Here is a 7336-nt window from a genome sequence, read left to right as displayed (position 1 = left end):
GACCTACGATGTGGGCGGCAAGACGAAAATCGTCTGTGCCTGCAAGGATTTTACAAATAAAAACAAAAAAAATTCTTAAAGAAATTGATAAAGGCAAATTTCTGCAAAACTGTGGATGCTGCGGCAATATTTTTGAGGAAGTAACTCAGCTTGAAGATGTTTTCAATATAAAAAACTTTATGAAAAAACATGGTGCAGACGCTGCAGTAATGAGCGGAAGCGGTTCTTCCGTTTTCGGGATATTCAATAATGAAGAAGCAGCAAAAAAATGTGCGGAAGAACTAAAAAGAATATACCCATTTGCAGAATATTGCCGTGCGGTAACTCAAAGCATCGCAGAAGTAAAAGTATAAACCTTTACTTTTCGAAATTCTTTCAATAAATTTTATAATTGTTTATAAAAAGTTGTACTTTTTTATAAAATATGCTATAATAATAAAAATTACTGATTAAAAAACACTACACGAATGGAGAACGCCATGTCAGACCTTATTACAGTTATTATTCCATGCTATAACGAACAAGAAACTATACCGTATTTTCTGGACGCAATAAATAAAGTTTATAAATCAATGAAATCAAAATATGATATAGATATGGAATATTTATTTGTTGATGACGGTTCATCGGATGATACACTAAAAGTTCTGGAGGAATACAGCCAGAAGGATCCTAATGTAAGCTATCTTTCATTTTCCAGAAATTTCGGGAAAGAATCGGCTATGTATGCCGGTCTGGAACAGTCCGACGGAGATTATGTGGTAATTATTGATGCCGATTTGCAGGATCCGCCTGAACTGATAGAAGAAATGTATGCTACCCTTAAAGAGGGCGAATATGACTGCATAGGCTCAAGAAGAGTTACAAGAAAAGGTGAATCAAAAATACGTTCCTTTTTTGCCAGACAGTTTTATAAAATTATCAGAAAAATTTCCCAGACAGATATTGTTGACGGTGCCAGAGATTTCCGTATGATGACAAGACAAATGGTTGACGCAATAATATCAGTTAAAGAATACAACAGATTTTCAAAAGGTATTTTCTCATGGGTTGGCTATAAAACAAAATGGCTTGAATTTGAAAATATTCAGCGTGTAAGCGGAACCACCAAATGGTCCTTCTGGGGACTTTTTATATATGCCATTGATGGCATAGTTGCTTTTTCAACTATGCCTCTGGTAATTTCATCCTTTGCCGGATTACTTTTCTGTCTTTTGGCTTTTATTATGATAATTTTCATAATCGCCAGAAAACTGATATTTGGAGATCCCGTTTCAGGTTGGCCGTCGTTAGTATGCATTATGTGCTTTATTGCCGGAATACAGCTTTTCTGCAATGGTATTGTGGGAATATATATGTCCAAAACATATACTGAAGCAAAAAATCGTCCGATTTATATTCTCCGCCGATCGTACAGATGCAAGGAGCAGCAAAAAAGTAAAAATTTATAAAAATAGATTTTCTTGTTGACATTTGTAAAAATATATGATATACTTAAAAAGTAATATTTCTGCCCTGAAAGTTGTACTTTTGGGGCATTATTACCGAAAAGTCCGCTTTAACCATTTAAAGCAAACAAGTGCTATTTATATAAAAGGAGAAATAATACAATGAGTATGAATTTTAAAAGAAAATTACCAGCACCTGAGGAAATCCGTGACATGTACCCTCTGCCGGAGGATGTACTGAAAACAAAGGAAAAAAGAGATAAGGAAATCATTGATGTATTTACCGGAAATTCAGATAAATTTCTGCTTATAATCGGTCCTTGTTCGGCAGACAAGGAAGAACCTGTTATGGATTATGTAGGACGTCTGGCAGTAATGCAGGAAAAGGTAAAAGACAAAATCATTATAATCCCGAGAATATACACAAATAAGCCAAGAACTACTGGTGAAGGTTATAAAGGAATGATCCATCAGCCTGACCCTACAAAAGACGAAGATATCCTTGAAGGACTGATTCATGTCCGCCATCTGCATACAAGAGCTATAGCTGATACAAAGCTTACATGTGCTGATGAAATGCTGTATCCTGAAAATTACAGATATCTTTTCGACCTGCTTTCCTATGTTGCAGTGGGTGCACGTTCTGTTGAGGATCAGCAGCACAGACTTACAGCAAGCGGTATGGATGTTCCTGTTGGTATGAAAAATCCTACAGGCGGCGATCTCTCAGTAATGCTTAATTCAATTACTGCCGCTCAGGGCAGCCATAACTTCTTATACAGAGGCTGGGAAGTAAGTACTGACGGAAATCCTTACGCTCATGCAATTCTCAGAGGTGCGGTAAACAAACACGGTCAGACAATTCCGAATTACCATTACGAAGACCTGAGACTTCTCTATGAGCTGTACTGCAAAAAGGATCTCGCCAACAGAGCAGTTATTGTTGATACAAATCATTCCAATTCCGGAAAGAAATATCTTGAACAGATAAGAATAAGCAAAGAGGTTCTTCACAGCCGCAGACATTCTGATGATATTAAGAATTTCGTAAAGGGACTTATGATCGAAAGCTACATTGAAGACGGCAACCAGTCAGTTGAAGACTGTGTTTATGGAAAATCTATTACAGACCCATGTCTTGGCTGGGAAAAAACTGAACGTCTTATTCTTGATATTGCTGACCAGCTTTAATAAATTTAATTTAAAAGAGTATGCTTTTTGAAATGCATACTCTTCATTTTTTCTTAGAAAAATGAAGTTTTTTCACAAATTTCAATTTTTCTCTTGACATATCAAAAAAAATATGATATAATATTTTTTAGTTGAAGTTCAACTTTTAATTTGCACCATTAGCTCAGTTGGTAGAGCAACTGACTCTTAATCAGTGGGTCCTGGGTTCGAGCCCCCGATGGTGCACCATAACGGCCCGTTGGTCAAGCGGTTAAGACTCCGCCCTCTCACGGCGGCAACACCAGTTCGATTCTGGTACGGGTCACCAATAAAAAAATCCGAAAACAGTACTAATGTATTGTTTTCGGATTTTTTATTATATAAAAATTTCCTTCTGATACTAATTCCTCATCATTCTGATGAAAAGATTGTCTAATATCGTTTCGTCAATCAAGGCGACCGACCGCAGGCTTGCTGACGCAAGTCAAGGGAGGACAACGCAGAGTGACGGAATGATAGCGGGCAAGATTTTCATTAGGTTGATGGGAGATTAGTATTATATGAATTCATTTATTATGCTGTTAGACAGCAAAAATCCTTCCGGTGTAAGACTAATAATATCATTATCAATCTTCACTAATCCATTGCTTTCAAGCAGACACGCTTTTTTAATAAGTTTCGCTTTTAAATCGGGAAAATCATTGACATTTATTCCGTCTGTAAGTCTCAGACCAAGCATAATTCTTTCATCTGTCTGACCCGGATTATAGTCTGTAACAGTAATTTCTGGTTCAGGTGAATTTATATATTTATTCAGATCAGGAGTGATAAAAAATCTCTTATTATCATAATATGAATGAGCTGCCGGACCAATGCCTACATATTCCATGCATTTCCAGTATTTTAAATTGTGCTTACTTTCAAAACCTGATCTGGAAAAATTCGATATTTCATACTGAAAAAAGCCATAATTTTGAAGTTCTTTGACCATTATAAGATAAAGATCAGAAACATAGTCATCATCCGGCATTTTATTAATAATACCGGAACAGTTAAACGGCGTATTTTCCTCTATCTTAAGTATATACGAAGAAATATGCTGAATCGGAAGTCCGGCAAGCTTATCAATGGAATATAGAAGATTTTCAGCAGTCTGTCCCGGAAGGCCAATCATAAGATCACATGATATATTTTTAAATCCGATTTTACAAGCCGTATTTATAATTTCGGAAGAACTTTCAAACGTGTGTTTTCGTCCCAGAAGCTTTAATTCGCTGTCAATTGCAGACTGTACGCCGAAAGACAAGCGGTTAATTCCCATATCGTGATATTTTTCCAGCTTTTGCTTATTTACTGTACATGGATTTATTTCAATTGTAATTTCCGGGCATACCAGATTAATGTTTTTTTTAAGTGCCCAAAGAATCTGTTCAATAAAATCAGTCGGCAGCAAAGAAGGAGTACCACCACCGAAATACACAGTATCAGCATATAAATCAGGCAGATTTTGAATATCCCGAATAACTGATTCCGTATATTTTTCAGCATTTTTCAAATTATATGAAGTTGAATAAAAATCACAGTATGGACATTTAACTCCACAGAATGGTACATGTATATAAATTCCAATTTTATTCATTATAAATCAAGCCGCAAACTGGGGGCAAGCGGAAATAAAAATGCATCAAATATTCTGTTAACTATATATGTTATAATTATCGTTGCCGCCATATAAAAGAAATTCGTTCCACTTGGCATAACAAAATAAAATATAATAACTATTATAAGCATTATCGAATCTGTTACAGTATGCAGTATTGACGATTTCATACCATTTGTACAGTGCTGACCACAGTTAGGGCAAATAACCCCTTTTGATTTCTGAGTTCCGGCAAATGCTTTCTTTAATGGACTGATAGTTCTTTCTCCGCAATGCGGACATGCATATTTTTTCATTAGAAACTCCATTCTGCCGCTTATATTCCAGCAAAAATACGCTCAGCGGCAACAGTGTATTTTCACCTTAAAACCTGTACACATAGAAATACGGACAGATTTGTAATTATTCATCTAATTTCAATACACTCATAAACGCTTCCTGAGGTACAGTTACAGTGCCCAGCTGACGCATGCGCTTTTTACCCTCTTTCTGCTTTTCAAGAAGTTTTTTCTTTCGTGTAATATCACCGCCGTAGCACTTTGCAAGAACATCCTTTCTCAGTGCCTTAACAGTTTCTCTGGCAATTATTTTTCCGCCGATGGCAGCCTGAATAGGTACTTCAAAAAGCTGTCTCGGAATATTTTCCTTAAGCTTTTCAACCATTTTCCTTCCCCTTGTATATGCTCGGTCGGCATGTACTATAAATGAAAGTGCATCAACAATATCGCCATTGAGAAGTATATCCAGCTTTACAAGCTTAGATGAAGCATAACCTATCAGCTCATAGTCAAAGGAAGCATATCCTTTTGTTCGTGATTTCAGTGCATCAAAAAAATCATATACTATTTCATTTAAAGGCAGTTCATAATGAATAGCTACTCTGGTTTCGTCCAGATATTTCATATCCTTAAAAGTGCCTCTGCGTTCCTGACAAAGCTCCATAATATTCCCAACAAATTCGGACGGTGCTAAAATTTCCGCTTTGACCATAGGTTCTTCTGCATTTGAAATAAGTCCCGGATCGGGAAAATTAGTCGGATTATCAATATATACAGTTTCACCGCTTGTCATAGTTACACGGTAAATAACTGACGGAGCAGTAGTTATAAGATCAAGATTATATTCACGTTCAAGGCGTTCCTGAATAATTTCCATGTGAAGAAGTCCCAGAAATCCGCATCGGAAACCAAACCCAAGAGCAATTGATGTTTCTGGTTCAAAGGAAAGAGAAGCATCATTTAGCTGCAGCTTTTCCAGAGCCTCACGCAGATCTTCATACTTAGCACCATCTGCGGGATAAATACCAGAATACACCATAGGATTAACTTTTCTGTATCCCGGAAGCGGCTCATCACAAGGGTTTTCTGCATTTGTAACGGTATCACCCACCTGAGTATCTCCGATACTTTTTATAGAAGCGGAAATATAACCAACTTCTCCGGCAGAAAGCTTTCCCATATTTATATGATTTACGGCGTCCATATATCCTGCTTCAACAACAGTAAATTCAGCACCAGTTGCCATTAATTTAATAGTATCTCCTGTTTTTACACAGCCGTCCTTAATTCGTACATATATAATAACACCCTTGTATGCATCATAATAGCTGTCAAAAATCAGTGCCTTAAGGGGCTTGCTGTCATCCCCCGGCGGCGGCGGAACTTCCTTAACTATTTTTTCCAGAACTGCTTCAATATTTATTCCTGCCTTTGCGGAAATTCTTGGAGCATCCATTGCCGGAATGCCGATAACGCTTTCAATTTCCTCACATACTCTTTCCGGATCGGCAGAAGGCAAATCAATTTTATTTATAACCGGAAGAACTTCCAGATCATGTTCAATAGCAAGATATGTGTTAGCCAGAGTCTGGGCTTCAATCCCCTGAGATGCGTCAACTACTAAAATTGCTCCCTCGCATGCAGCCAGAGAACGTGAAACCTCATAATTAAAGTCAACATGTCCCGGAGTATCTATAAGATTAAAAACATATTCGTTTCCGTCCTCAGCCTTATAATTCAATCTTACAGCACGAGCCTTGATAGTAATTCCACGTTCTCTTTCGATATCCATGTTGTCAAGAAGCTGTTCTTCCATATCACGCTGTGCAACTGTATAGGTCTTTTCAAGAATTCTGTCAGCAAGAGTAGATTTTCCGTGATCTATATGAGCAATAATGCAAAAATTGCGGATATTTTTATTTGCCAATTTTTGTTCCTCCTGTTTTTATACTTAAAATTATTATATCATAAAAACAGAAATTTGTAAACCAGATTTGATATTGCTTTCAGAATTTCATATATGAGGTTTTTATAGCAAAAAGGAAGCCCTTTTAAGGCTTCCTTAAATTTCATAGTACTTATATTATTCAATCCATCCCTCAGCCTGTGCTGCAGCTCTTGCTGCCATAAACTGAGCTATGTCTGCGGCATCTCTTATGTCAATTTCACCGTCTGCATTGAAATCAGCTGTTTCAGGCAGTTCACTGCCCTTTTGCTGGGCAAGCTTGCGGGCAATAAATGAAGCGTCCATGATATTTAAAATTCCGTCTTCATTGGCTTCGCCGTAAAGTTTACCAGCAGTTGCTGGAACATACCCCGGCTCTCCGCAATAAGAAAAGAGCATAACCTGATTTAAACAATAACCTACTTTAGCACATTTAACAACAAATTCATCAAGGGTTTCATTCGATATATAAAATTGTTCCGTATTTCCTGAATAATAACCTTTTTCATCTATAGTGTATCCGGTTGTTATATCATCCTTACTTATCTTTACAGATGTACCGTCACCAATTGACCAATGCCACCAATAACGTTCCCCTGTATTTACAAATAAGGGACTGTCACCTACATCAAAGCCATCAACATCAAGAATTTCTTTAAGCTGTTTTTCAGTCTGGAAAGGAACATAGTCATCATTTATACTGGTATCATATGCACAGCTAAACCTTGAATCAGAAACATCATCTCGATTATAATTAAAATTATACCATATTTGAATATCACCAAACTTAATATTATTGTAATAATCTTCAGGCGTTAAAGATTCTGTATCCTGA

At 36.8% G+C, this 7336-nt stretch carries 5 protein-coding genes, 2 tRNA genes and 2 pseudogenes; 5 read left to right on the top strand and 4 right to left on the bottom strand.

From position 1 onward, the window contains the following. The 5 genes and pseudogenes from ACI4WO_RS06800 to ACI4WO_RS06780 all read left to right on the top strand — a co-directional run. Positions 1–353: pseudogene (locus ACI4WO_RS06800) on the top strand (hypothetical protein); the annotation flags it as partial. A 126-nt stretch (positions 354–479) separates the two neighbouring features. Continuing rightward, complete coding sequence (locus tag ACI4WO_RS06795; protein ID WP_439806802.1) at positions 480–1451, top strand: glycosyltransferase family 2 protein; 972 nt, start codon at positions 480–482, stop codon at positions 1449–1451. A 156-nt stretch (positions 1452–1607) separates the two neighbouring features. Continuing rightward, positions 1608–2639, top strand: a pseudogene (locus ACI4WO_RS06790) (3-deoxy-7-phosphoheptulonate synthase); the annotation flags it as partial. 152 nt (positions 2640–2791) lie between these two features. Then, a tRNA-Lys gene (locus ACI4WO_RS06785) sits at positions 2792–2867 on the top strand. Between the two features lie 4 nt (positions 2868–2871). Next, a tRNA-Glu gene (locus ACI4WO_RS06780) sits at positions 2872–2946 on the top strand. 228 nt (positions 2947–3174) lie between these two features. Here ACI4WO_RS06780 and hemW read toward each other — a convergent pair. The 4 genes from hemW to ACI4WO_RS06760 all read right to left on the bottom strand — a co-directional run. Next, on the bottom strand, positions 3175–4257 hold the full coding sequence (hemW, locus tag ACI4WO_RS06775) for a radical SAM family heme chaperone HemW (protein WP_439806801.1): 1083 nt from the start codon (positions 4255–4257) through the stop codon (positions 3175–3177). Beyond that, positions 4257–4574 (bottom strand): hypothetical protein, encoded by a 318-nt coding sequence (locus ACI4WO_RS06770; protein WP_439806800.1) that lies wholly within the window; start codon positions 4572–4574, stop codon positions 4257–4259. Before ACI4WO_RS06770 ends, hemW begins: the two co-directional genes overlap by 1 nt. A gap of 106 nt (positions 4575–4680) precedes the next feature. Continuing rightward, positions 4681–6483 (bottom strand): translation elongation factor 4, encoded by a 1803-nt coding sequence (lepA, locus tag ACI4WO_RS06765; protein ID WP_439806799.1) that lies wholly within the window; start codon positions 6481–6483, stop codon positions 4681–4683. A 156-nt stretch (positions 6484–6639) separates the two neighbouring features. Beyond that, on the bottom strand, positions 6640–7336 hold a 697-nt coding region (locus ACI4WO_RS06760), incomplete at its 5' end, for a dockerin type I domain-containing protein (protein WP_439806798.1).

It is taken from the genome of Porcipelethomonas sp. (assembly GCF_051893655.1).
Lineage (GTDB): Bacteria > Bacillota > Clostridia > Oscillospirales > Ruminococcaceae > Porcipelethomonas.
The sequence above is the reverse complement of the archived record's forward strand: the minus strand, read 5'-3'. Positions and strand labels throughout refer to the sequence as shown.